General features: G+C 71.1%; 19 protein-coding genes, 1 pseudogene and 1 riboswitch. Of the genes and pseudogenes, 16 read left to right on the top strand and 4 right to left on the bottom strand.

Features of this window, described 5'->3' with window-relative positions:
• Positions 1–131 precede the first annotated feature (131 nt).
• The 16 genes from nrdR to G4Q83_RS13870 all read left to right on the top strand — a co-directional run bounded on the left by nrdR (position 132) and on the right by G4Q83_RS13870 (position 19,522).
• On the top strand, positions 132–662 hold the full coding sequence (nrdR, locus tag G4Q83_RS13945) for a transcriptional regulator NrdR (protein WP_128418915.1): 531 nt from the start codon (positions 132–134) through the stop codon (positions 660–662).
• A complete protein-coding gene (locus G4Q83_RS13940; protein WP_185817439.1) occupies positions 659–1,144 on the top strand; it encodes a GNAT family N-acetyltransferase in 486 nt (161 codons plus the stop codon). Before nrdR ends, G4Q83_RS13940 begins: the two co-directional genes overlap by 4 nt.
• Positions 1,141–2,235, top strand: coding sequence for a bifunctional diaminohydroxyphosphoribosylaminopyrimidine deaminase/5-amino-6-(5-phosphoribosylamino)uracil reductase RibD (gene ribD, locus G4Q83_RS13935; RefSeq protein ID WP_128418913.1), 1,095 nt, complete (start codon positions 1,141–1,143; stop codon positions 2,233–2,235). Before G4Q83_RS13940 ends, ribD begins: the two co-directional genes overlap by 4 nt.
• Before the next feature lie 214 nt (positions 2,236–2,449).
• Positions 2,450–2,626, top strand: a riboswitch (FMN riboswitch).
• A gap of 78 nt (positions 2,627–2,704) precedes the next feature.
• Positions 2,705–3,304 carry a riboflavin synthase gene (locus G4Q83_RS13930; protein ID WP_128418912.1) on the top strand — a complete coding sequence of 200 codons (600 nt, stop codon included), beginning with the start codon at positions 2,705–2,707 and terminating at the stop codon, positions 3,302–3,304.
• 93 nt (positions 3,305–3,397) lie between these two features.
• Positions 3,398–4,528 carry a 3,4-dihydroxy-2-butanone-4-phosphate synthase gene (ribB, locus tag G4Q83_RS13925; RefSeq protein WP_128418972.1) on the top strand — a complete coding sequence of 377 codons (1,131 nt, stop codon included), beginning with the start codon at positions 3,398–3,400 and terminating at the stop codon, positions 4,526–4,528.
• A gap of 117 nt (positions 4,529–4,645) precedes the next feature.
• Positions 4,646–5,113 (top strand): 6,7-dimethyl-8-ribityllumazine synthase, encoded by a 468-nt coding sequence (gene ribH / locus G4Q83_RS13920; RefSeq protein WP_128418911.1) that lies wholly within the window; start codon positions 4,646–4,648, stop codon positions 5,111–5,113.
• Complete coding sequence (nusB, locus tag G4Q83_RS13915) at positions 5,110–5,583, top strand: transcription antitermination factor NusB (protein WP_128418910.1); 474 nt, start codon at positions 5,110–5,112, stop codon at positions 5,581–5,583. The genes ribH and nusB overlap by 4 nt, the downstream gene beginning before the upstream one ends.
• 216 nt (positions 5,584–5,799) lie before the next feature.
• Positions 5,800–6,774, top strand: coding sequence for a thiamine-phosphate kinase (gene thiL / locus G4Q83_RS13910; protein ID WP_128418909.1), 975 nt, complete (start codon positions 5,800–5,802; stop codon positions 6,772–6,774).
• 306 nt (positions 6,775–7,080) lie between these two features.
• Positions 7,081–8,661, top strand: a complete 1,581-nt coding sequence (locus G4Q83_RS13905; protein WP_128418908.1) for a CocE/NonD family hydrolase — start codon at positions 7,081–7,083, stop codon at positions 8,659–8,661.
• A 793-nt stretch (positions 8,662–9,454) separates the two neighbouring features.
• Positions 9,455–10,975 carry an outer membrane beta-barrel protein gene (locus G4Q83_RS13900; protein WP_128418907.1) on the top strand — a complete coding sequence of 507 codons (1,521 nt, stop codon included), beginning with the start codon at positions 9,455–9,457 and terminating at the stop codon, positions 10,973–10,975.
• 406 nt (positions 10,976–11,381) lie between these two features.
• The gene (locus tag G4Q83_RS13895) at positions 11,382–11,474 is read left to right on the top strand and encodes a potassium-transporting ATPase subunit F (protein ID WP_010341961.1); all 93 of its coding nucleotides are present in this window, start codon (positions 11,382–11,384) and stop codon (positions 11,472–11,474) included.
• A gap of 16 nt (positions 11,475–11,490) precedes the next feature.
• The gene (gene kdpA, locus G4Q83_RS13890) at positions 11,491–13,311 is read left to right on the top strand and encodes a potassium-transporting ATPase subunit KdpA (protein WP_128418906.1); all 1,821 of its coding nucleotides are present in this window, start codon (positions 11,491–11,493) and stop codon (positions 13,309–13,311) included.
• A gap of 11 nt (positions 13,312–13,322) precedes the next feature.
• A complete protein-coding gene (kdpB, locus tag G4Q83_RS13885) occupies positions 13,323–15,383 on the top strand; it encodes a potassium-transporting ATPase subunit KdpB (protein ID WP_128418905.1) in 2,061 nt (686 codons plus the stop codon).
• Positions 15,384–15,423: 40 nt separating this feature from the next.
• Positions 15,424–16,065, top strand: a complete 642-nt coding sequence (gene kdpC / locus G4Q83_RS13880) for a potassium-transporting ATPase subunit KdpC (RefSeq protein ID WP_128418904.1) — start codon at positions 15,424–15,426, stop codon at positions 16,063–16,065.
• 57 nt (positions 16,066–16,122) lie between these two features.
• On the top strand, positions 16,123–18,813 hold the full coding sequence (locus G4Q83_RS13875; RefSeq protein WP_128418903.1) for a sensor histidine kinase: 2,691 nt from the start codon (positions 16,123–16,125) through the stop codon (positions 18,811–18,813).
• The gene (locus tag G4Q83_RS13870) at positions 18,803–19,522 is read left to right on the top strand and encodes a response regulator (RefSeq protein ID WP_128418902.1); all 720 of its coding nucleotides are present in this window, start codon (positions 18,803–18,805) and stop codon (positions 19,520–19,522) included. The genes G4Q83_RS13875 and G4Q83_RS13870 overlap by 11 nt, the downstream gene beginning before the upstream one ends.
• A 168-nt stretch (positions 19,523–19,690) precedes the next feature.
• Here the strand turns inward: G4Q83_RS13870 and G4Q83_RS13865 are convergent.
• The 4 genes and pseudogenes from G4Q83_RS13865 to G4Q83_RS13850 all read right to left on the bottom strand — a co-directional run bounded on the left by G4Q83_RS13865 (position 19,691) and on the right by G4Q83_RS13850 (position 24,117).
• A pseudogene (locus G4Q83_RS13865) lies at positions 19,691–20,499 on the bottom strand (IS5 family transposase).
• Positions 20,500–20,541: 42 nt separating this feature from the next.
• Positions 20,542–21,936 carry an FAD-binding oxidoreductase gene (locus tag G4Q83_RS13860; RefSeq protein WP_128418901.1) on the bottom strand — a complete coding sequence of 465 codons (1,395 nt, stop codon included), beginning with the start codon at positions 21,934–21,936 and terminating at the stop codon, positions 20,542–20,544.
• A gap of 95 nt (positions 21,937–22,031) precedes the next feature.
• Complete coding sequence (locus G4Q83_RS13855; protein WP_128418900.1) at positions 22,032–22,400, bottom strand: YraN family protein; 369 nt, start codon at positions 22,398–22,400, stop codon at positions 22,032–22,034.
• Positions 22,390–24,117 carry a penicillin-binding protein activator gene (locus G4Q83_RS13850; RefSeq protein WP_128418899.1) on the bottom strand — a complete coding sequence of 576 codons (1,728 nt, stop codon included), beginning with the start codon at positions 24,115–24,117 and terminating at the stop codon, positions 22,390–22,392. Before G4Q83_RS13850 ends, G4Q83_RS13855 begins: the two co-directional genes overlap by 11 nt.
• Between the last annotated feature and the right edge of the window lie 54 nt (positions 24,118–24,171).

The raw sequence follows: 24,171 nt of genomic DNA, 5'->3' as shown, positions 1-24,171 counted from the left end.
GCGACTGGGGACCGGGGACTCGGCAAAGCGCCGGTTCCCTCATCCGCTGGCATGGCCATCGGGCCGGCCGGCCGATGCATTCCGCTTTTCCCCGAGTCCCGGGTCCCGGGTCCCGGGTCCCGGCTTTCCTGATGCACTGCCCCTTCTGCCAGCACACCGACACCCGGGTGATCGATTCGCGCGTGTCCGAGGATGGCGCGACGATCCGCCGCCGCCGCGAGTGCGAGGCGTGCGGCGAGCGGTTCAGCACGCTGGAGACGATCGAGCTGAAACTGCCGACGGTGATCAAGAGCGACGGCGGCCGCGAGGCCTTCGATGCGCGCAAGCTGCGCACCAGTTTCGATCGCGCGCTGCAGAAGCGGCCGGTGGCCGAGGAGCAGATCGAGGCGGCGGTGCGCGCGGTGGTGCACCAGTTGCGCATGTCCGGCGAGCGCGAGCTGCCGTCGATCCGGGTCGGTGAATACGTGATGGCCGAACTGCGCAAGCTCGACCAGGTCGGCTATGTGCGCTTCGCCTCGGTGTACCGCAGCTTCCAGGACGTGGCCGATTTCCGCGAGGAGATCGAGAAGCTCGAGCGCGAACTGCCGGTGGGCAGCGAGCAATTGCCGCTGCTGGACCTGGTCCGCGCCGACGAGCCGGCCGACAAGGCCGGCAAGCGCTGACCGGCATGCGCATCGTCTGCGTGGCCGAGGCGGCGCAGCACATTCCGGCGCTGGCCCGCGAGCACCTGCAGGCCTTCGGCGCGCTGCTGCCGGAATGGGACGTGGCCGAAGCCGCAGCCGACCTGCGCAGCCATCGCTGCGACCGCCGCATCCCGACCAGCTGGATCGCGCTCGACGGCGACGATTGGCTGGGCTCGGTCAGCCTGCTGCACAACGACGACGCGCGCATCCGCCAGTTTTCGCCATGGCTGGCGACGCTGTACGTGCGCCCGCAGGCGCGCGGCGGCGGGGTCGGTGCGCACCTGGTCGCGCATTGCGTGCAGGCCGCGGCGCGGCGGCGGGCCGGCGATCTGTATCTGTACTGCGCGCCGCAGTTGGTGCCGTTCTACCGGCGCCTGGGCTGGCAGCGGCATGCGGACCTGCCGCTGGGGCCGCTGCAGGTGGTGGTGATGCGCATCGACGCCGGCGCGCCGGCGGCATGAGTGGTTTCTCCGCCGCCGACCATCGCTACATGGCGCAGGCGCTGCGCCTGGCCGAGCGCGGCGCCTACACCACGCGTCCCAACCCGATGGTCGGCTGCGTGATCGTGCGCGACGACGAGGTGCTGGGCGAGGGCTTTCACCAGCGCGCCGGCGGCCCGCATGCGGAGGTGTTCGCACTGCGTCAGGCCGGTGTCGGCGCGTGTGGCGCCACCGTCTACGTGACCCTGGAGCCGTGTGCGCACTTCGGGCGCACGCCGCCGTGCGCGCTGGCGCTGATCGAGGCCGGGGTGGCGCGGGTGGTGGCGGCGATGGCCGACCCGTTCCCGCAGGTCAACGGCGGCGGTTTCGCGCTGCTGCGCGAGGCCGGCATCGCGGTCGGATCCGGGCTGATGGAAGTACAGGCGCGCGCCCTGAACCGCGGCTTTTTGTCGCGGGTGGAACGTGGCCGGCCGTGGCTGCGGCTCAAGCTCGGCGCCAGCCTGGACGGGCGCACCGCGCTGGCCAGCGGCGAATCGAAGTGGATCACCGGCGCGGCCGCGCGCCAGGACGTGCAGCGCTGGCGCGCGCGCGCCGGGGCGATCCTGACCGGCGCCGGCACCGTGCTGGCCGACGATCCATCGCTGACCGCGCGCCTGGACGACGGCGCCGACCTGCTGCCGCCGTTGCGCGTGGTGCTGGATGCGCGGCTGCGCACGCTGCAGCAGGCGAAGGTGCGCGACGGCGCGGCGCCGACCCTGTACCTGCACGCGCCGGGACTGGCGCCGCCGCCGCTGGCGGGGGCCGAATTCGCCGCGGTCGCGCTGCGGGCGGGGCGGTTCGACCTGGAAGCGGTGCTGTGCCTGCTGGCCGCGCGCGGCATCAACGAGGTCCAGGTCGAGGCCGGCGCGACCCTGAGCGGCGCGCTGCTGCGCGCAGGCCTGGTCGACGAACTGCTGCTGTACCTGGCGCCGCTGCTGCTCGGCGGCGACGCGCGCCCGCTGCTGGCCGGCCTGGGCATCGACACGCTGGCGCAGCGCGTGCCGCTGCAACTGCACGAGGCGCTGCAACTGGGACAGGATCTGCGGCTGCGCTACGTTCCGGTGGCCCGCTGAGCACGGCGGCGGCGCGGCGCGGTGTCGGCAGACGCGCCGGGCGCGGCCAAGGAACGGTGTCTCCTGTCGCGGCGCGCGATTTGACGGGTGATTGACAGTCTACCGGGGCGGCGCGGTACGCGCGCGGCAGACTGTCCCGCCGAGGTGCGGCCACCGGCCAGGGCCGGTGCAGGCGGCCCTGCTAGAATGCGCGGGCCGGTTCGCCGGCGACCACAAACGTCTTCAGGGCGGGGTGCGATTCCCCACCGGCGGTAGGCATGCGCGAGCGTGCGAGCCCGCGAGCGCTTTCGCACGCAACCCCGCGCCATCATGCGCGGCTCCGGTGCGAAAGGTCAGCAGATCCGGTGCGATGCCGGAGCCGACGGTATAGTCCGGATGAAAGAAGACGGCGTTCGCGCGGCCCGGCGGCTGTGCGTCCGCCTGTTTGCCTTGTGGCGTTTTTCGCTCACCCTGCTTGCGAGAAACGTTTATGTTCACTGGAATCATCGAAGGCGTCGGCCGTCTCGCCGCGCGCCAGCCGCAGGGCGGCGATGTCCGCTTCACCTTCGCCACCGGCAGCCTGCCGTTCGCCGACGTCGAGCTCGGCGAGAGCATCGCGGTCAATGGCGTGTGCCTGACCGTCGTCGCCTTCGATGCGGACACGTTCCAGGCCGATGCGTCCACCGAAACCCTGGCCCTGACCACGCTCGGCGCGCTCGCCGAAGGCGCGGCGCTGAACCTGGAACGGGCGATGCGCCCGACCGACCGGCTTGGCGGGCATCTGGTCAGCGGCCATGTCGACGGCCTCGGCGCGGTGGTGTCGATCCACGAGGACGCGCGCGCGCAGCGCTGGCGCTTCGTCGCGCCGCCGGCGCTGCTGCGCTATGTCGCCAGGAAGGGCTCGATCTGCGTGGACGGGGTCAGCCTGACCGTCAACGACGCCGACGCCGCCGGGTTCGAGGCGGCGCTGATTCCGCACACGCTGGCGCATACCGCGTTCGCGCACACTGCCGTCGGCGCGGCGGTGAATCTGGAGATCGACCTGGTCGCGCGCTACGTCGAACGCCTGCTGCGCGGCGGCCAGGGCTGAACTGCGCCGGGTCCGTCACCGCCGCGCCGCCGCCAGCGGCGGCGCCATCCGTCTTCTCGCGAGTCCGCCATGCCGCCATCCGCCACCCCCAGCCTGAACTTCGCCCCCGTCCCCGAGCTGCTGGATGAAATCCGCGTCGGCCGCATGGTGGTCATCGTCGACGACGAGGACCGCGAGAACGAGGGCGACCTGATCATGGCCGCCGAACTGGTCAAGGCGTCGGACATCAATTTCATGGTCACCCACGGCCGTGGCCTGGTGTGCCTGCCGATGTCGCCGGCGCGCTGCGCGCAGTTGGGTCTGGCGCCGATGGTGCAGGCCAATACCGCGCAGTTCCAGACCAACTTCACCGTCAGCATCGAAGCCGCAGAAGGCGTCACCACCGGCATTTCCGCCGCCGACCGCGCCCACACCATTCGCACCGCGGTCCGGCCGGACGCCAAGCCCGGCGATCTCAGCCGGCCGGGCCACATCTTTCCGCTGATCGCTCAGGCCGGCGGCGTGTTGAACCGTGCCGGCCACACCGAGGCGGCCGCCGACCTGGCCGAACTGGCCGGGCTGGAGCCGGCCGGGGTGCTCGTGGAAATCCTCAATCCCGATGGCAGCATGGCGCGCCGTCCGGAACTCGAGCTGTTCGCGCGCGCGCATGGCTTGAAGATGGGCTCGATCGCCGACCTGATCGCCTACCGCCTGGCCACCGAGCACACGGTCGAGCGCATCGACGAGCGGGCGATCGAGACCGAGTTCGGCGGCTTCACCCTGGTCACCTACCGCGACCGCATCGCCCACGACCTGCATTTCGCGCTGGTGCGCGGCACGCCCGACGCGGCGACGCCGACCCTGGTGCGGGTGCAGGTGGAAAATCCGCTGGCCGACCTGCTGCACTGGCGCCGCGACGATTTCGGCGTGGCCTCCAGCGACGCGCTGCGCGCGATCGCCGCGGCCGGCAGCGGGGTGATGGTGGTGCTGTCGGTGCCGCGTGACAGCCAGGCGCTGCTGGCGCGGCTGCGCAAGCATCCCGACGTGGCCGCCAACAGCAAGGACGTGGGACAGTGGCGGCGCAACGGCGCCGGCAGCCAGATCCTGGCCGATCTGGGCCTGGGCAAGTTGCGCGTGCTGGGCACGCCGCGCCGCCAGATCGGGCTGGCCGGGTTCGGACTGGAGGTGGTCGAGCATGTGGAGCCGGGACCCGGGACCCGGGACCCGGGACCCGGAAAAGGCTGATGCCTCCGCGGGCAAGCGTTCGCCGTGCTCTAAGCTCTTCCGAGTCCCGAGTCCCGAGTCCCGAGTCCCGGGCAGGCCGCCTGCTAAACTCGCCCATTCTCTGAACCCGCCACCGCCATGACCCATTACGAAGGCGACCTCCGCGCTCCCGCCGCGGTCCGTTTCGCGATCATCGCCAGCCGCTGGAACGCGCGCATCACCGACGTGCTGGTCGCAGGCGCGCGCGCGAGCCTGTCCGGCAACGGCATCGCCGACGACGCGGTGGACGTGGTCCGCGTGCCTGGCGCGTGGGAATTGCCGCTGGCCGCCGCGCGCGTGGCCGCCGCCGGCCGGCACGCGGCGATCGTCGCGCTGGGCTGCGTGATCCGCGGCGACACCCGCCACTACGAGCATGTGGCCGATGGCTGCGCCGACGGCCTGCTGAGGGTGTCGCTGGATTTCCGCATCCCGGTGCTCAACGGCGTGCTGGCGGTGGAACGGGTCGAGGACGCCGAGGCGCGCGCCGGCGGCAGCCATGGCAACAAGGGCGAGGAAGCGGCGCTGAGCGCGCTGGAGATGGTCAATCTTTGGGAGCTGCTGCCGTGAACAAGTCCGCTGGCCACAGGCACACCCGCCGCGACGGCGTCGACCCGGTGCTGCGTTCGCGCGCGCGCCGGCGTGCGCTGCAGGCGATCTACGCCTGGCAGATGTCCGGCGGCAACGCGCAGCACGTGATCGCGCAGTTCGCGCACGAGCAGGCGCACGAACTCGCCGACCTGATCTATTTCGAGAACCTGGTCGAGGGTGTGCTCAAGCATCGCGCCGAACTGGATGCGGCGCTGGTCGGCTACCTGGACCGCACGGTCGAGGAAGTGGACGCGATCGAGCGCGCGGTGCTGCGCCTGGCCGCCTACGAGCTGCTGCATCGTCAGGACGTGCCGTACCGGGTGGTGATCAACGAGGCCATCGAGACCGCCAAGCGCTTCGGCTCCGAACACGGCCACACCTACGTCAACGGCGTGCTCGATCGCGCCGCGCTGCAGTGGCGCGCGGTGGAGTCGGGCAGCGGCGCCTAGGCGCCGCGGGATTCGGCATTCGGGAGTGGGGTTCGCACAGCGGCATTTCCGGCGACGGTCGTTGCGCGCGCAAGCCGGACGCGGATTTCCGGCAACGACGTTCGCGGCTACGCTTGCCGTGCTGCAAGCCTCGAATCCCGCATTCCGGTTTCGCATCGGGCCCGCCCGCCGCTGTTGCGAATCCCCACTCCCGAATCCGCACTCCCGGCCCCGCCAATGCCCGAATTCGCTCTGATCGATCGCCTGCGCGCCCGCATCGGGGCGCGCGCGGACGTGGCGCTGGGCATCGGCGACGACGCGGCGCTGCTGCAGCCGGCGTCGGGCGAGCAACTGGCGATCACCACCGACACGCTCAATGCCGGGGTGCACTTCCCGGTCGAGACGGCGCCGGCCGACGTGGGTTGGAAGACCCTGGCGGTGAACCTGTCCGACCTCGCCGCGATGGGCGCGCAGCCGCGCTGGTGCATGCTGTCGCTGTCGTTGCCGCACGCGGATGCGGCGTGGATCGACGCCTTCGCCGACGGGTTCTTCGCGCTGGCCGACGCACACGCCATCGTGCTGGCCGGCGGCGACACCACGCGCGGGCCGCTGTCGCTGTCGGTCACCGCGATCGGCAGCGTGGCGCCGGGTGCCGCGCTGCGCCGCGACGGCGCCCGGCCGGGCGACGAGATCTGGGTCACCGGGCGCCCGGGCGAGGCCGCCGCGGCGTTGGCCTTGTGGCAGGCCGGGCGCCTGGACGTGGCCCGCGTCGCCGCCGATCCACTCCACGAGCACCTGCGCCGCCGCTTGCTGCGGCCGACGCCGCGGGTGCAGGCCGGGCTGCGCCTGCGCGGCCTGGCGCATGCCTGCGTCGACCTCTCCGACGGCCTGCTGGCCGATCTGGACCACATCTGCGTGCGCAGCGGCGTCGGCGCCGAATTGTGGCTGGCCGCGCTGCCGGCCGCTGCCGCCGCGGCGGATGCGACCGCGGCGCAGGTGCATGCCTGGCAACTGGGCGGCGGCGACGACTACGAACTGTGCTTCACCGCCGCGCCGGCGCAGCGCGCGGCCATCGTGCAAGCACTGGGCGCGATCGGCGAGGAGGCGACGCCGATCGGCCGCATCGTCGCAGGCAGCGGCATCCTCGTGCGCGACGCCGATGGCCGGCCCTGGCAGCCGCCGCGGCGCGGCTACGAACATTTCGCCGCCTAGCGGAAGACGGAGCGGCTGGCGGGTTGGGAACTGGGGATCTACGGATGGATGCCCGGCCGCCTTCTGCAGGAGGGGCTTCGGCCCCGACGGTCGCCGAAGCCGGTGGGTAGTTGCGAATGATGGCCCAAGCCCGCCCGGAGCCGCTCTTCCAGAGCGCCTCCCTCTGCCTGCCATACCATGCCGCACTGCGGCGTGAACTGACCCGTACCTGGTGGTACGGTCACGGCGCTCGACCCCACGTCGTGTGCTCGCAAACCGTATTGGCAGTCTGGCCATTCCGGCCCGGCGCCGCCTGGGAGGCAGTACATGCGTACGTCCGTGTCCCGCTGCATCGCCCTGTGCGCGATGCTGTTGTTCTCCGCCGCTGCCTTCGCCGGCGGTTTCAGCAAGCAATACCGGACCATCTCCAGTTGGGACGGCACCGAGCTCGGCGCGCTGGTGCTGGTGCCGCAGGGGCAGGGCGCCGGGCCGTTCCCGCTGGTGGTGATGCCGGCTAGCTGGTCGCTGCCCAATCTGGAGTACGTGGGCCGCGCCAGCGCACTGGCCAGCGACGGCTACGTGGTGGTCAGCTACACCTCGCGCGGGTTCTGGGATTCGGCCGGGCAGATCGACATCGCCGGGGCGCCGACGGTGGAGGACGTCAGCGCGGTGATCGACTGGGCGCTGGCCAATACGCCGGCCAATGCCGGGGCGATCGGCGTGTCCGGCATTTCCTACGGCGCCGGCACCGGCCTGCTCGCCGCTGCGCGCGATCCGCGGATCAAGGCGGTCGCCGCGCTCAGCGGCTGGGCGGACCTGCAGGCCTCGCTGTACGCGAACGCCACGGTCAGCCAACAGGGCGTGGCGCTGCTGGTCGCGGCCGGCGCGGCGACCGGCCGGCCGGGTCCGGAGTTGGCGCAGATCGGCGCGCGGGTCGCCCTCGGCGACTACGACGGCGCGGTGCGGGGCTTTCTGCCCAACGCTGCCGAGCGCGGGGTGATCAACGAACTGCAGGCGCTCAACCGCAACGGCGCCGCGGTGCTGCTGGCCAATGCGTTCAACGACGGCCTGTTCCCGCCCAACCAGTACATCGACCTGTACAACCGACTCGACGTGCCCAAGCGGCTGATGTTCAGCCATGGCGATCACGCCACCGCTGAACTGCCGGGTGCGCTGGGCCTGCCGAACGCGGTGTACGCCGAGACCACCCGCTGGTTCGACCATTACCTCAAGGGCCAGGCCAACGGCGTGGACCGCGAGCTGCCGGTGCGGTTGTCCACCCTCGGCGGCAGCTGGCTGCGCTATGCCGACTGGGACGGCGTGCAGGCCGGCGCGACCCGCTACGGCCTGAGCCGGCCGAGCGGCCTGCTGGCGCCGACCGGCGCACTGGCCAGCGGTACCAGCAGCGGCTGGACCCACCGCATCGCCACCGGCGTGCCGACCCTGGCCGATTCCGGGGAGGTGCTGGCGAGCGGCCTGCTGCAGGGCTTCGGCCAGCCGGTGACCACCTCGATCCCGCTGGTGGCGCGCTACGGCGCCGCGGTCTGGAGCGGGCCGGTGTACGCCAGCGCCAAGCGCCTGGCCGGCAGGCCGTCGCTGCGCCTGACCGTGACCCCGAGCCAGACCGACGTGTCGCTGTTCGCCTACCTCTACAGCATGGACGGACTCGGTGTGGCGCAGTTGCTCAGCCACGCGCCGTACACGCTGCGCAATGCGACACCGGGCGTGGCGACCACGATCGACCTGGCGCTGCAGGCGACCGCCGCCGAGATCCCGGCCGGACGCCGACTGGTGCTGGTGGTGGACACCACCGATCCGCGCTACGCCACCGCCAGCCGTTTCGGCGGCAGCGTCAGTTTCAGTTCGTCGGTCGCCGCGCCGTCCAGCCTGAGCGTGCCGCTGCACTGAGCCGGGGTCCGGCGCCTCGTGGCGCCGGACTCCAGCGTTCCCGCTGCCGGCGGGCGACAGCGGCGCGCGGTCGTCGCGCCGCGACCGAGGCAATGCATCGCCGGCAGCATGCCTGGCCACCTGTACACGTGCGCCGCAGCGTGGCAGCGCGTTTCGCATTCGCGCTGCGGCGATCTTTCCGGCTGCGGAGCACGGACGCATCCGACACCGCGCCAGCGCGCGTAACGTGTGCCGCTCGAAAGAGCGGTGGGCGCAACGCGGACGATCGTTCGGCTGCGCCGCGGCGGCCGCAGGAAGCGCCTGAATTTACGCAGAATTTATTTGAATCGTCCGCCGGTTTGCAACGAAGATATTCGGCGATTCCTATACTTTCCCCGCTGATGCCGGGGGTGGTTCCGTGGAGTCGATGGACATGTTGCTGGCCGCGGCGCCGGCCGGTGTGTGGATGCTCTGCCGGCGGTGGAACCGCCGGCCCGGCCCGGCGCACCCGGATGCTCTCGCGGACCCGCGCGGCAGGCAGGGCTTGGTCCGCGAGATGCCGCACCGAGCGCCTGCGCATCCGTTGCTGGCGCCGAACCGGTCCACCATGGCGAGATTGCCGCGCGGCACCTGTGTCGTGCCGATGTTGCCGGCAACGCGTCGCACTTGCATTCCCCTCCGGCCAGGTTGAGCGCCCGCGTGCCGCATACGCCGGCATCAATCGATCGGCCGGCGACGATGCGGCGGGCGCCCGGTACCCCGGTCATATCCTTACCCACAGAAGAGGACGGCTCGCTGCGAGCCGGTTTTTGCGATGTCGATGAAGGTCAATCCGTTTTTCGTGTCCCTGGCGCTGCTCTATGCTGGGAAAGCCGCTGCAGTCGATGCCGCGGCGCAGGCCCCTGCCGCACCGGCGCCAGACATGATGCAGGAGCGCGCTGCCGCCGCGCTGTCGCCGGCCAGCGACGACTGTTCCAATGGCTTCTTCTCGCGGCTGGTCGACGCCTACCGCGAGGACGCCCAGCCTGCCGATCCGAACGCACCCGCGGCGGCGCGGCGCGGCATGGAGTCGCCGTTCTCCTCGCCGCCATTTCCGTCGGCGGAATGGCAGCTCGGTGCCGTGGACTATCCGGTCGGCGTGCCGAACGAGAATGCGCAGTACCCGGTCGAGAAAGCGCTTGCGTGCACCCGTGCAGGGCAGTGGATGAAGCGCAACCGCATCGAGCTCTATGGCTGGATCAACCCCTCGGCTAATGCCAGCAGTTCGTCGCACACGAACTATCCGTTGTCCTATTCCACGCGTCCGAATCGGGGCGAATTCAACCAGGCCCTGATTCGCCTCCAACGCATCCCCGATACGGTGCAGACCGATCACGTGGATTGGGGTTTCCACCTCGACGATCTGTATGGCTACGACTACCACTACACGACGATGAAGGGCGTCACCAGCGACCAGCTGCTGCATCATCCCAAGCCCGACAGTGCGCTCAACGGGAAGATCTATGGCAACGATCCGATGATCGCGCACGTGGACCTGTACATCCCATCGGTGGCGCAAGGCATGCTGATCACCGCCGGGCGCTACCTGTCGTTGCCGGACATCGAGGCGCAGTTTTCACCGAACAACTATCTGATGACGCACTCGATCCTGTACACCGTCGACGCCTATACCAACATGGGCATCCTCACCACGACCAAGCTCAATGACCAGTGGACGCTCCAGCTAGGCGTGCACGGTGGCGACGATTCGGCCGTCTGGGACTCCACCAGCAGGCTGACCGCGCAGGCCTGCTTACGCTGGGTGTCCAAGAGCAACAACGACATGCTCTATCCCTGCGTGGAGTCCTACAACCGCTCCGCACAGACCTACAACAACCTGCAGGAGTTCGTGCTGACCTGGGGCCATCGCTTCTCGCCGAGAGTGCACATGCTCACCGAGGCCTATCATCTCTATGTGCGCGACCAGGCGCTGGCGACCGACCCATCGCAGTCCCATGCGCCGACCGGCAGGCCGGGATACGCACTGGGCGACGCACCGGATTTCCCGTTGGGCCGCAGCACTGCCGATGCCGTCGTCAATTACCTCAACATCCAGCTCGACCCTGCCAACATGCTGTCGATCCGCAACGAATTCGTCGACGACCATGACGGGCAGCGCACCGGCTTCGCCACGCGCTATTCGAGCCACACCATTGGCATGACCCACTGGGTGTCGCAGGATCTGGAGATCCGTCCTGAACTGCGTTACGAGCGCGCCTACGATTTCCCGGCCTACGACGCCGGGCGCAAGAACCACCAGGCGATTGCCCTGATCGACGCGATTCTGCACTACTGACCAGGCAGCGGTGGCCGTCCGCATCGTGCTGGCTCCGGCGGCGGCAGTGCGTCCTTGCCGTCGCCGGACGTTGGCGGCATCGTGACGCCCGCTTGCCGCTTGCCGCTTGCCGCTTGCCGCTTGCCGCTTGCCGCTTGCCGCGCGGCCGCCGCCGCCTTCGGACCGGTGGCCGCCGGCGTCGCCGGCTTTACGCAGAATGTATGCGGCCGCGCGTTTTCGTCATGGAGAGTTTATGGTGGTTCTTTCGATAATGCCGGCTTGGGGCAGCGATGCCTGTCCGATGCGATCGCCATGCTTCTTGCGCAGCCTTCTGCAAACGCATGGCGCATTCGGCGCCATGCGGCTTTTCATCGCCATTTTCTGGCCTGCCGGACGTGCGGGCCGTTCACTTGCCGGAGTTGACACCATGAGCGGTTGGCTTTCATTCGTTTGCGGCGTGGCGGTGATCGTCGCCGCCGGCTACCTGTTGTACGTGATCCTGCGTCCCGAAGACTTCTGAGCCGAGTGCTGCCTCCATGATCGATACATTGCTTGTCTATGCGCTCGCGCTGCTGCTGGGCTGGCCGCTGGGCCTGTACCTGGCCAAGGTGATGCGCGGTGCGCCGATGCGCGGCGACGCGCTGTTCGGCTGGATCGAACGGCCGCTGTACCGCCTGCTCGGCACCGATCCGGCGCAGGGCATGAGCTGGCGCGGCTATGCCGGCGCGTTCCTGGCCAGCAACCTGGTGCTGGGCGTGCTGGTGTTCGTCCTGTTCGTCACCCAAGCGTGGTTGCCGCTGAATCCCGACGCGGTGCCGAACCTGCGCTGGGACGTCGCCTTGCACACCATGGTCTCGTTCCTGACCAACACCGACCAGCAGCACTATTCCGGCCAGGCGCAGCTGTCGTACCTGTCGCAGGCGGTGGGCGTGGTCGGGCTGCAGTTCATCACCCCGATGATGGGCCTGGCGCTGGTGGTGGCGACGCTGCGCGCGTTGTTCGGTGGGCGAGCGGTCGCATGCTCGGCCGATGCCGCCGATGCCCTGTCGGCATCGACCGCGACCGGGCCGGACGATCCGGAGCCGACGCCGTCGCGCCATGGACTGCAGCATGCGACGGCCGCCGTGGGGATGCAGCACACCGCGCTCAGTGCCGACAAAGCCGACGTCGGCAACTACTGGGCCGACGTGATCCGGCCGACGCTGCGCTTCCTGCTGCCGCTGTGCCTGCTGTGGACGCTGCTGCTGACCCAGCAGGGCGTGCCGTCGACCCTGGCCGCCGGCCCCACCGCCACGCCGCTGGACGCCAGCGCCGGCCTGGCGCAGCAGAAGATCCCGCTCGGCCCGGTCGCGGCGATGGTGGCGATCAAGCAGCTCGGCACCAACGGCGGCGGCTGGTATGGCCCCAACAGCGCGATGGCGCTGGAGAACCCGACCCCATTCTCCAATCTGCTGGAAATACTGGCGATCGTGCTGATCCCGGTGGCGGTGGCGTTCATGGTCGGCCCGTTCACCGGGCGCGGCAAGTTCACCGCGCTGGTGGTCGGCAGCATGCTGGTGATGTCGCTGGCCTCCAGCGCGCTTTCGCTGTGGTCCGAAGGCCATTCCGCCAGCGTCGCCAGCGCGGCGTCGATGGAGGGCAAGGAAGTGCGCCTGGGCGTGGATGCATCGGCTGCGTGGTCGTCGCTGACCACGCAGACCTCCAACGGCTCGGTCAACGCCATGCACGATTCGCTGGCGCCGCTGACCGGCGGGGTCGCCATGCTCAACATGCTGGTCAACGCGATCTGGGGCGGCATCGGCTGCGGGCTGCAGCAGTTTCTGGTGTACCTGCTGCTCAGCGTGTTCCTGGCCGGGCTGATGACCGGGCGCACGCCGGAGTTGTTCGGACGCAAGGTCGAGGCCGGCGAAGTGCGCTTGCTGGCGCTGCTGATCCTGCTGCAGCCGCTGGCGCTGCTCGGCTTCACTGCGCTGACCCTGGTCATGCCGGCGGCGATCGTCGCCAATTCCAATCCCGGTTTCCACGGCATCAGCCAGGTGTTCTACGAGTACACCTCCGCCTTCGCCAACAATGGCTCCGGTTTCGAAGGGCTCGGCGACAGCATCCCGTGGTGGAACCTGAGCTGTACGCTGGTGCTGGCCCTGGGCCGCTATCCAGCGCTGATCGTGCCGTTGATCGTGGCCGCGCAGATGGCGCGCAAGCGGGTGGCGCCGGAGACCGGCGGCAGCCTGCAGATGGAAACCCCGACCTTCGCACTGACCCTGATCGCGGTCATCGTGATCCTGACCGTTCTGCAATTCACGCCGGCACTGGTGCTGGGCCCGATCGCCGATCACCTGACCCTGGCCGCGCACTGAGACCGACGACAATGAGCACCCCGTTTCCGCAAGCCTCTTCCTCCGTCCGTCGGCCCGGCCTGCTCGACGGCCCCGCGCTGCGCGCGGCCCTGCGCGCCAGCGTGCTGAAACTCTCGCCGCGCCATCTGCTCGGCAGCCCGGTGATGGCGGTGGTGTTCGCCGGCACCATGCTGTCGGCGCTGATCACCTTGGCCGGGCAGAGCGCACCCGCCTTCGGCTGGGCGGTGACCGCGATCCTGCTGGTCACCGTGCTGTTCGGCAATTTCGCCGAAGCGGTGGCCGAGGCGCGTGGCCGCGGCCAGGCCGCGTCATTGCGGCGCGCGCGCAAGGACTTGGTGGCGCGCCGCGTGAGCAGCGCGCAACTGGAGGGAGAAACCCGCATTCCCGCCGCCGAGCTGAAACCCGGCGACCTGGTGGTGATCTCCGCCGGCGAACTGATCCCGGCCGACGGCGAGATCGTGCACGGCGTGGCCACGATCAACGAAGCCGCTGTCACCGGCGAATCGGCGCCGGTGCTGCGCGAGGCCGGCACCGACCGCTCCGGTGTGATCGGCGGCACCAAGGCGCTGTCCGACGAGATCGTGGTCAAGGTCACCGCCGAGCCGGGCCACAGCTTCCTGGACCGCATGATCGCGCTGGTCGAAGGCGCCAACCGGCAGAAGACCCCGAACGAGATCGCGCTGACCATGCTGCTGGCGGCGATGACCCTGACCTTCCTGATCGTGGTCGCCACCCTGCCGGCGATCGCCGGCTTCGTCGGAGTGAAGGTCGATCCGCTGTTGCTGATCGCGCTGCTGGTGTGCCTGATCCCCACCACCATCGGCGGGCTGTTGCCGGCGATCGGCATCGCCGGCATGAACCGCGCGCTGTCGGCGAACGTGCTGGCCAAGTCGGGCAAGGCGGTGGAAGTGGCCGGCGACGTCGATGTGCTGATGCTGGACAAGACCGGCACCATCACCCACGGCGACCGCCAGGCCACCGCGTTCCATGCGCTCAGCGGCGTCGATATGGCGCCGCTGCGCGAGGCGGCGATGCTGTCGTCGCTGGCCGACCCGACCCCGGAGGGCAAGTCGATCGTGCGCCTGGCGCGCGAGCAGGGCCTGCCGCCGGCCGAGCCGGACGGCGCCAGCTTCGTCGCCTTCACCGCGCAGACCCGCATGTCCGGCGTGGACCTGCCCGCGCAGGGGCAACAGCCGCCGCGTTCGATCCGCAAGGGCGCGGCCGATGCGGTGATCCGCCACGTCACCGCGTTGGGCGGGCAGGTGCCGGCCGAGTTGAAGGGCCGTGTCGAGCAGGTCGCGCGCAGCGGCGCCACGCCGCTGGTGGTGGCCGAGGGCCGCCACGTGCTCGGCGTGGTCGAGCTGTCGGACGTGGTCAAGCACGGCGTGCGCGAGAAGTTCGCGCGGCTGCGCGCGATGGGGGTGAAGACGGTGATGATCACCGGCGACAACCCGCTCACCGCCGCGGCGATCGCCGCCGAGGCCGGCGTCGACGACTACATCGCCGAGGCCACGCCGGAAGACAAGCTCGCGCGCATTCGCGCCGAGCAGGCCGGCGGGCGCCTGGTGGCGATGGTCGGCGACGGTACCAACGACGCGCCGGCGCTGGCCCAGGCCGACGTCGGCCTGGCGATGAACTCCGGCACGCAGGCGGCCAAGGAAGCCGGCAACATGGTCGACCTGGATTCGGATCCTGCCAAGCTGCTGGCGGTGGTGGAAGTTGGCAAGCAGCAACTGATCACCCGCGGCGCACTGACCACGTTCTCGCTGGCCAACGACGTGTCCAAGTATTTCGCAATCCTGCCCGCGCTGTTCGCCGCCTCGATCCCGCAGATGGCGGCGCTGAACGTGATGCGCCTGTCCAGCCCAGCGCATGCGGTGCTGGCCGCGCTGATCTTCAACGCGCTGGTGATCCCCGCGCTGATCCCGCTGGCGTTGCGCGGCGTGCGCTTCACCCCGGCCACGGCGACCTCGCTGCTGCGCCGGAACATGCTGATCTACGGCGTCGGCGGCGTGCTGCTGCCGTTCGTCGGGATCAAGGCGATCGACCTGCTGCTGGTGGCGCTTGGCTGAGCCCGGCGCCGATTTTCCGCTTCTTTCCGGATTTCCCGCGATGAACGTTTCCCAGGTTTCCACTTCCTACCGCGAACCGCTACGCTGGCGCGCCGCGGTGGTGCTGCCGCTGCTGGTGCTCGGCGCGGCCGCGCTGTATTCGCTGCTCGCCACCGTCGTCGCCGGCGCGCTGTTCCCGGCGCAGGCCAACGGCAGCCTGCTCGCACGCGACGGCCGCGTGCTCGGCTCGGCGCTGGTCGCGCAGCCGTTCGCCGCGCCCGGCTATTTCCAGCCGCGTCCGTCGGCGGCCAAGTTCGACCCGATGGCCGCGGCCGGCAGCAACCAGGCGCGCAGCAATCCCGAGCTGCAAAAGCGCATCGCGGAGACGCGCGCGATGCTGGCCGCACGCGACGGCGTCGCCCCGGCGCAGGTGGCGGACGACCTGCTGACCCAGTCCGGCAGCGGCCTGGATCCGGACATCAGCGTGGCCGCGGCGCAGCAGCAGGTGGCGCGCGTGGCCAGGGCGCGCGGGCTGCCGGTCGCCACCGTGGCCGCGCTGGTCGCCGCGCAGGCGCAGCCGCGCCAGTTCGGCGTACTCGGCCAGCCGCGGGTCAACGTGCTGGCGCTGAATCTGGCGTTGGATGAAGCCGGGACTCGGGACCCGGGACCCGGGACCCGGGAAAATCAACAGCGAAAGCAATAAGTCGACGGCCCGCGCTGTAGGCTCTTCGAGTCCCGAGTCCCGAGTCCCGAACTACCCATGCCCGACCCCCGCACCCAACACGCCGACGCCCTGATCGGCGCACTCCAGCGCGAACGCGGCGGCCGCCTGACCGTGTTCCTGGGCGCGGCGCCCGGCGTCGGCAAGACCTACGCGATGCTGTCGCGCGCGCGCCAGCTGCAGCGGCAGGGCAGCGAGGTGGTGGTGGGGGTGGTCGAGACCCATGGCCGCGCCGAGACCGCGGCGTTGCTGGACGGGCTGACCGTGCAGCCGCGGCGGCGCGTGGAGTACCGCGGCCGCACGCTCGAGGAGATGGACCTGGACGCGCTGCTGGCGCGGCGCCCGCCGCTGGTGCTGGTCGACGAACTGGCCCACCGCAACGCGCCCGGCAGCCGCCACGAGCGGCGCTGGCAGGACGTGCAGGAACTGCTCGACGCGGGCATCGACGTCTACAGCACGGTCAACATCCAGCACCTGGAAAGCCTCAACGACGTGGTCCACCGCATCACCGGCGTGCGCGTCGCCGAAACCGTGCCCGACGCCATTTTCGACCGGCTGCGCGACATCGTGCTGGTCGACCTGCCGCCGCGCGAGCTGATCGAGCGCCTGCAGCAGGGCAAGGTCTACCTGCCCGAGCAGGCCGGGCAGGCGCTGCAGGCGTTTTTCTCGCCGTCGAACCTGGCCGCCTTGCGCGAACTGGCGATGCAGACCGCGGCCGACCGCGTCGACAACGACCTGCGCGACGTGCAGGCCGCGCAAGGCCGCACCGGTGTGGCCCTGCGCCGGCGGGTGCTGGTGGCGATCGACGGGCGCGGCCAGTCCGATTACCTGGTGCGGGTGGCGCGGCGCCTGGCCGAGCGCCGCGGCGCGCCGTGGAGCGTGGTCACCGTGCAGACCCGGGCGCAGCCGGAAGCAGCCTGGCAGTTGGAGATCGACCGCGCCTTCGCGCTGGCGCGGCGGCTCGGCGGCGACGCCGCGCTGCTGCATGGCAGCGGCGTGGCCGACGCGCTGCTCGACCACGCCGCGCGCAACGGCGTGTCCACGCTGCTGCTCGGCCGCACCCGCGAACGGCCGCTGGCGCGGATGATCAACCGCACCCTGACCCAGCAGCTGCTGCAGCGCGGTGCGCACTACGAACTGGTCATCATCAGCTCGCCGGAGGCGCGGGCGCGGGCGCGGCGGCGCTGGCGCCGCCCCGGCCATTGGCTGTCGCGCGACGACCTGGCGTTCGCCACGATGGCGGCGGCGCTGGCGGTGGCGGTGGCGTGGATCGCCGAGCGCTGGGTCGGCATCGACGACTTGTCGATGGTGTTCATCGTCGCGGTGGTCATGGTGGCGTCGAAGACGCGCATGGCGGCCGCGGTGCTGGCTGCGCTGCTGAGCTTCTTCAGCTACAACTTCTTTTTCATCGAGCCGCGCTTCACCTTCCAGATCAGCGCGCGCCAGGGCGTGGTCACGGTGCTGCTGTTCCTGGTCGCGGCGCTGGTGGCGGGGCGGCTGGCGTCGCGGCTGCGCACGCAGGTGTTGGCGCTGCGCGCGGCCAATGCGCAGACCAGCGCGTTGCAGCGATTGGGCCGCGAACTGACCAGCGCCGCCGACCTGGGCCAGGTGCTGGAGGCCGGGCGCCGCGCGTTGGCGGCCACGCTCGAGGCCGAGGCCTGGGTGCGGCTGCAACCGCTGGAGGCGGCGCACGCCGCGGCGCAGGACGGCGCGCACGACTACGTGGCCTCGATGGCGGCGGTGGACCGCAGCGCCGCCGACTGGGCGCAGCGCCACGGCCAGGCCACCGGCCGCTTCACCGACACCCTGGCCGGCGCCGATTGGTGGTTCCTGCCGGTGCGCCACGAGCGCGGCGCGATCGGCGTGGTCGGGCTGAAGTTCGGCGCCGGCGTGCAGCGTCCCGGGCTGGAGCAGCAACGCCTGGCCGAGGCCATGGTCGAGGACATCGGCCAGGCCGCGTTGCGCACGCGCCTAGTCGCCGATCTGGAAAGCGCACGGGTCAGCGGCGAGACCGAACGCCTGCGCTCGGCGCTGCTGTCGTCGGTGTCGCACGACCTGCGCTCGCCGCTGGCGGCGATGATCGGCGCGGCCAGCAGCCTGGCCAGCTACGGCCAGGCGATGGACGCCGACGACCGCCGCAGCCTGCTGGAAACGATCCAGCTGGAAGGCGAACGCCTGGACCGCTATATCCAGAACCTGCTCGACATGACCCGGCTCGGCCACACCGGGCTGACCTTGCACCGCGACTGGATCGGCGTGGACGAACTGATCGGCTCGGCCGCGCGGCGACTGCAGCGCTACCAGCCGCAGGTGCGCCTGGACATCGCCCTGGCCGCCGGACTGCCGACGCTGTGGGTGCATCCGGCGCTGGTCGAGCAGGCGATCTTCAACGTGCTGGAGAACGCGGCCAAGTTCTCGCCGCCGGACGCGGCGATCCGGGTCGCCGCGGCGCTGGTCGACGGGCGCCTGCGCATCGACATCAGCGACCGCGGCCCGGGCATTCCCGAGGACGAGCGCGCGCGCATCTTCGACATGTTCTACAGCGTCGAGCGCGGCGACCGCGGGCGCCACGGCACCGGTCTGGGCCTGACCATCTGCCAGGGCATGATCGGCGCGCACGGCGGCAGCGTCGAGGCGCTGCCCGGCGCCGATGGCCGCGGCACCACGATCCGCATTACCCTGCCGTTGATCGAACCCGCCGCCCCGCCGCCCCGTCCCGATGCCGACTGAGTCCCACGCCGATCCGATTCCGCCGCCGCGCGTGCTGGTCATCGACGACGAGCCGCAGATCCGCCGTTTCCTGGACATCAGCCTGCGCGCGCAGGGCTACCACGTGCTGCAGGCGGCCAGCGGCGGCGACGGCCTGGCACAGCTGGCCGCGCACGGCGCCGAACTGGTGGTGCTGGACGTGGGCCTGCCCGACCAGGACGGGCACAGCGTGCTGCGCGAACTGCGGCAATGGTCCGCGGTGCCGGTGATCATGCTCACCGTGCGCGCCGGCGAGGCGGAGAAGGTGCAGGCGCTGGACGCCGGCGCCAACGACTACGTGACCAAGCCGTTCGGCGTGCAGGAACTGATGGCGCGCATCCGCGTGCTGCTGCGCATGCAACCGGCCGCTGGCGAGGCCGAGCCGGTGTTCGACGACGGCCACCTGCACATCCACCTGGGCCTGCGCGAGGTACGCCTGGACGGCGCGCCGCTGGCGCTGAGCCGCAAGGAGTACGCGCTGCTCGCCCTGCTGCTGCGCCACAGCGGACGCGTGCTCACCCAGCCGCAACTGCTGCGCGAAGTATGGGGGCCGACCCATCAGGAGGACACCCACTACCTGCGCATCCTGGTCGGCAAACTGCGGCAGAAACTCGGCGACAGCGCGGTGGCGCCGCGCTACATCGCCACTGAACCGGGCGTGGGGCTGCGTTTCATCGGACCGGCGGCATGACGTCCGTCATCGGCGTTCTTGCCGTCGCGATGAGCCGATGCCGCGTGCGATCGCGCTCACGTCCGTGGTTCCCGCTCAGCTTGCCGAGGATCACGAAAGACCCGGCGTTAAAAAAATCGGGCTCACTCTCCTGAGTGGGTGCGAAGTGATTCTTGAGACCACCGCGTGTTATGAACTTTGAAGGATAGAAGCCGCATTGCCGAGCATGGGGATGGTGAAGACAACGAAGTGCAGCCCGGCCAGTGTCTCGGGCAGACGTCCGTAGTCGCGGGCCAGGCGCCGGAACCGATTGAGTCAGCCGAAGCTGCGCTCCACCACCCACGTCGCGGTAGCAATACAACGAATCCCTTCTTGGCTTCCGGCCGCTTCACCACATGAAGCTCGATGCCTTCCTCTTGTGCCGCTTCGGCTGGGCCTTTTCCGGTATAGCCCTGATCGACAAAGGCGAGCTTCACCGTTTCGCCCGTGACGTGTTGAACTTCCTGGGCCAACGATCGCACCTGGGCCCGCTCCTGCTCGTTGGCGGGCGTGATCTGCACGGCCAACAGATGGCAGTGCGTGTCCACGGCCATGTGCACCTTGTTGCCTTTCTTGCGCTTGTAGCCGCCGTAGCCGGCTCGCGGACCACTCTCGCAGGTGGACTGCAGCGTGCGGCCATCCAGGATCACCGCACTGGGCTGCTCCTGCTTCCCTGGGCCACCCGCGGCACCGAGCGTAGGTCGTTGACCATGGCCTCGAAGCAGCCAGCCTGCAGCCAGCGCTGACTCTGCTGATAGACCGCCTCCCACGGCGGAAAGTCATTGGGGGACAGCCGCCACGGTGCACCGGCTCGCGCCCATCCAACGCAAGGCGTTGAACATCAAGCGCAGGTCGTACTTGCGCTGCCGCGCATGAGGGTCCATCAGTGTCAGGTAAGGGGCCGCAAAGGCCCATTCTTCATCGAAAACATCGGTCGGATACGAACGCTTTGGCTTCATCCGCTTACGATAGCCATACTGCCCCGAAGTTCATAACACGCTCTAGCCGGGTGGATTGTCCGGCAACACCTTGCCCGGATTGAGGATGCCGTCCGGATCCAGCGCGCGCTTCACCGCGCGCATCGCTTCCAGCGTGGCCGCGTCGAAGGCCTGCGCCATGTAGTCGCGCTTGGCCACGCCGATGCCGTGCTCGCCCGACAGCGTGCCTTCCAGCGCCAGCACCAGCGCGAACAGGCGCGGCAGCGCGGCGTGCGCACGCGCGGTCTCGGCGGCATCGTCGGGCGCGTACAGGATGTTGACGTGCAGGTTGCCGTTGCCGGCATGGCCGAAGGCGACGATCGGCAGCTCGAATTCCGCCGCCAGCGCCTCGACGCCGGCGACCAGCTCGGGAATGCGCGACACCGGCACCACCACGTCCTCGTTGATCTTGCCCGGCTTGATCGTGCGCAGCGCCGGCGACAGCGCGCGCCGCGCGGCCCACAGCCGGTCGTGCGCGGCGCCGTCGGTGGCCACGTCCAGCGACAACAGGCCGTCGCCGTCGGCGGCGGCGCCCAGCGCCTGCAGCGCGTAGGGCAGGGTGTCGTGGTCGCCGTCGGCCTCGATCAGCAGCATTGCGCCGGCCTCGGGCACGTCGCTGCCGTTGCGGCGCAACAGCGCGATCGCGCTGCGGTCCATGAATTCCAGCATCGCCGGCGTGGTCGGCTGCGCCATCAGCCGCGACACCGCCGCCGCGGCGCTGCCGGCGTCGCGGTAGAACGCGCGCAGCCCGGCCTGCGCCAGCGGCCGCGGCGACAGTTTCAGCGTGGCCTCCACGATCAGCGCCAGGGTGCCTTCGCTGCCGACCAGCAGGTGGGTGAGGTCGTAGCCGGTGGCGTCCTTGGTGTAGGCGCCGCCGCAGCGGATCAGCTCGCCGGCGCCGGTCACCGCGACCACGCCGAGCACGTTGTCGCGGGTGGCGCCGTACTTCACCGCGCGCGGGCCGCCGGCATTGGTCGACAGGTTGCCGCCGACGCTGCAGAGCTCGGCGCTGGACGGGTCCGGCGGCCAGAACAGGCCGTGCGGCGCCAGCGCCTGCTGCAGCTCGCCGTTGCGCACGCCCGGTTCGACCACCGCGCAGCGGTCCTGCGGGCGCAGCCGCAGGATGCGGTTCATGCGCGCGAACGACAGCACCACGCCACCGTCGAACGGCACCGCGGCGCCGGCGGTGCCGGTGCCGGCGCCGCGCGCGACGATCGGCACGCGGTGCGCGCGGCAGGCGCGCACGATCGCCTGTACCTGCTCGCGGGTCTGCGGCAGCGCCACCGCGTCGGCCAGCACCCAGCGCCGCGAATCGTCCTCGCCGTAGCTGCGCCGGCTGGCGTCGTCGGTGCGCCAGCCGTCGGCGCCGAGCAGGTCGGCGAGGGTCTGGACCAGGGAAGCGGGCAGCGGCGTGGTCATGGCGGTGGCTGGGATGCGGGGGAAAAGGCGGCCGCCACGCGCTGCGGGTGGCCACGGTCAGCCGCGCCGCGGCGCGACCGGTAAGGCCGGGCGCGTCAGCAGTCGTCGGCGCGGAACGCGTCGCGCAGCCAGCTCAGCCGCGGCGGTTCGCCCTCGGCCTCGACCACGTCGAACCGGCACGGCCAAGTCGCGTAGTGCGGGTGCGCGGCCAGGAACGACTGCGCCGCCCGCAGCAGTCGGCGGCGCTTGTGCACATCGACCGAGGCGGCGCCGCCGCCGAACGCGTCGCTACGGCGATAGCGCACTTCCACGAACACCAGCGTCTGCGCATGCCGCATGACCAGGTCCAGTTCGCCGCCGCGATAGCGCACGTTGGCGGCAAGCAGTTGCAACCCGGCGCGCTCCAGCTTGGCGCGCGCCGAGGCTTCCACCTCGCGACCGCGTTGCGCGCGGTCAACGGCCATCGGGCAGCGGCGTCGCGCGCCCGCCGCTGAAGGTGGACCAGGCCGGGGTGCGCAGGATATTGCCGAAGCCGTCCAGGTGCAGCACGCCGGTGGCGCCGCGCAGGTTGGCCTCGGCGCCGGTGGCCAGCTTCTCCAGGTAGGCGCTGATCTGCCAGGCGTCGTAGCCGAACGCGAACAGGCGCCCGGCCGGGCCGCGCGCGGTCGGCAGGGTCTCGGCCACGCTGGTCGCCGCCGGCAGGCCGCCGACGCCGCGCACGTTCCACAGTTCGCTCGGGTAGGCGATGCCGTCCAGCACCAGGTCGTCCTCCGGCTTGCCGGTGCCCAGCACCAGTTGCGAGGTCGCCACCCGGCTCTTGCCGGCGAAACCGGCCAGCGCCAGCTGCGGCGCCAGCGCGCGCGCGGTGCCGCCCTTCACCGCCAGGAACACCGCGTCGGCGGCGCCGGCGCTGCGCAGCTGAGCGCCGACATCGCCCGGCACCTCGGCCACGCTGACGCTGGCCGCGACCTTGCCGCCGCGCTCGCTGTAGCGCTCGCGGAACGCGGCCACCGCGCGGCGGCCGTTGTCGTCGTTGCTGCCGATCACCAGCGCGTTGCGGCGCTCGTGCGCCAGCAGGTACTCGGCGGCGGCGATGCCGTCGTCTTCCGGCGCCAGCGAGAACCCGGCGCTGCCGGCGGGCGGGGCGCCGGTGCCGCGGTTCAGCGCCAGCAGCGGCACCGGCAGCGCGTCGCGCGCGAACAGCGCGCTGACCTCGTCGCGGCCGAGCGGGCCGACCACGAAGTCGGCGCCGCCGTCGATCGCCTTCTGGTAGGCGGCGAGCGCGCCGGCCGCGGTGCCGGTGGTATCGATGAAGTTGATCTCCGGGCGGCGCCGGGTCTCGCCGTAGTAGCCGGCGAGCAGGCCGTCGCGTACCGGCGCGGCCGCGGTGGCCAGGGTGCCGCTCAGCGGCAGCAGCACCGCCAGCTTGGCCGGCGGGCGGTAGCCGTCGCGCTCGGCCGGCGGCCGCTTGCTGGTGTCGAAGCCCCACTGCTCGCCGCGGTCGAACGGGCGCGGCAGCGCCAGGCCGCGGCTGATCAGCGCGCGCCCGGCGAAGTTGTACAGCGGGTCGCCGGCCGGCAGCGCGGCGGCGCGCGCCTGCAGCGTGGCGTCGTTCAAGGCCGCCAGCTGGCGCACGATGGCGCGCTGGTTGTCGCTGCGCGCCTGGCCGCTCAGGCCGATGTCGGCGCGGGCGCGTTCGTCCAGCGCCGCGGTGGCGTCGCCGGTGCCTTCCAGCGCCTGCGCGCGGGCCAGGTGCCAGCGCGCGCGCAGGTTCTGCGGCACCGCCTGCGGATCGTTGCCCAGCGCCTGCAGCGCCTGTGCCGGCTGGCGGTCGGCCAGCGCCAGCTCGGCGTTGACCAGGGCCAGCCGCACCTTGCTCAGGCCCGACAGCTGGCGCGGCTGCACCTGCGCGGCCAGGCTGCGCGCGCGGGCGACGTCGCCGCCCTCGTACCAGGCGAAGGCGGCATCGGCCAGCAACTGGTTGCGCTCGCTGCCGGTGGCGCCGGCGGCCTGGGCCTCGAGCTGCGCCGCCGCTTCCCGCGGCTTGCCTTGGTCCAGCAGCGTCAGCGCCGCGGCCTGGGCCGGCGACGACGCGCTCTGCGTCACGCTGGTGGTGGCGCAGCCGGCGAACAGCAGCGCTAGCAGCGACAGGGCGGAAATCCTTGCGAATCGCTTGTTCATTTCTGGTCCATTCGGCAGGGCACGCCGGGGCGCGCCGGGGAAAACCGCTACGAT

Source organism: Xanthomonas theicola (genome assembly GCF_014236795.1).
Classification (GTDB): domain Bacteria; phylum Pseudomonadota; class Gammaproteobacteria; order Xanthomonadales; family Xanthomonadaceae; genus Xanthomonas_A; species Xanthomonas_A theicola.
Note: the sequence above shows the minus strand (reverse complement) of the source record. Positions and strands in the feature narration are given on the sequence as shown.

Coding starts and splice junctions, on each gene's coding strand:
- kdpA (WP_128418906.1), top strand. CDS start 11,491: ATGATCGATACATTGCTTGTCTATGCGCTCGCGCTGCTGCTGGGCTGG.
- G4Q83_RS13850 (WP_128418899.1), bottom strand. CDS start 24,117: ATGAACAAGCGATTCGCAAGGATTTCCGCCCTGTCGCTGCTAGCGCTG.
- G4Q83_RS13930 (WP_128418912.1), top strand. CDS start 2,705: ATGTTCACTGGAATCATCGAAGGCGTCGGCCGTCTCGCCGCGCGCCAG.
- G4Q83_RS13855 (WP_128418900.1), bottom strand. CDS start 22,400: ATGGCCGTTGACCGCGCGCAACGCGGTCGCGAGGTGGAAGCCTCGGCG.
- nrdR (WP_128418915.1), top strand. CDS start 132: ATGCACTGCCCCTTCTGCCAGCACACCGACACCCGGGTGATCGATTCG.
- G4Q83_RS13895 (WP_010341961.1), top strand. CDS start 11,382: ATGAGCGGTTGGCTTTCATTCGTTTGCGGCGTGGCGGTGATCGTCGCC.
- thiL (WP_128418909.1), top strand. CDS start 5,800: ATGCCCGAATTCGCTCTGATCGATCGCCTGCGCGCCCGCATCGGGGCG.
- ribD (WP_128418913.1), top strand. CDS start 1,141: ATGAGTGGTTTCTCCGCCGCCGACCATCGCTACATGGCGCAGGCGCTG.
- G4Q83_RS13860 (WP_128418901.1), bottom strand. CDS start 21,936: ATGACCACGCCGCTGCCCGCTTCCCTGGTCCAGACCCTCGCCGACCTG.
- kdpC (WP_128418904.1), top strand. CDS start 15,424: ATGAACGTTTCCCAGGTTTCCACTTCCTACCGCGAACCGCTACGCTGG.
- G4Q83_RS13875 (WP_128418903.1), top strand. CDS start 16,123: ATGCCCGACCCCCGCACCCAACACGCCGACGCCCTGATCGGCGCACTC.
- G4Q83_RS13870 (WP_128418902.1), top strand. CDS start 18,803: ATGCCGACTGAGTCCCACGCCGATCCGATTCCGCCGCCGCGCGTGCTG.
- ribH (WP_128418911.1), top strand. CDS start 4,646: ATGACCCATTACGAAGGCGACCTCCGCGCTCCCGCCGCGGTCCGTTTC.
- kdpB (WP_128418905.1), top strand. CDS start 13,323: ATGAGCACCCCGTTTCCGCAAGCCTCTTCCTCCGTCCGTCGGCCCGGC.
- G4Q83_RS13905 (WP_128418908.1), top strand. CDS start 7,081: ATGCGTACGTCCGTGTCCCGCTGCATCGCCCTGTGCGCGATGCTGTTG.
- G4Q83_RS13900 (WP_128418907.1), top strand. CDS start 9,455: ATGTCGATGAAGGTCAATCCGTTTTTCGTGTCCCTGGCGCTGCTCTAT.